This window comes from Drancourtella massiliensis (genome assembly GCF_016900655.1).
Taxonomy (GTDB): domain Bacteria; phylum Bacillota; class Clostridia; order Lachnospirales; family Lachnospiraceae; genus Sellimonas; species Sellimonas catena.
On the sequence record NZ_JACJKH010000155.1, the window covers coordinates 1 to 223 of the forward strand.

Annotated in this window: 1 pseudogene; it reads left to right on the top strand. The window is 44.4% G+C overall.

The features are described 5' to 3' along the window. Window positions 1-223: pseudogene (locus H6A32_RS16175) on the top strand (IS4 family transposase); the annotation flags it as partial.

Consider the following 223-nt stretch of genomic DNA (forward strand, 5'->3'; position numbering starts at 1 on the left):
GCCTTGTTGGATACTGCTCTCAGTGCAGGACTAAAGGCTGATTATGTCCTTTTTGATTCCTGGTTTTCCAACCCGGCACAGATCACAGCCATCCATTCAAAGGGGATGGATGTGATTGCTATGATCAAGAAAAGCAGCCGCATCAAGTATTCATACTGTGGTGAACAGCTGAATATCAAAGAGATCTATTCCAGGAACAAAAAACGCCGTGGCAGATCAAAGT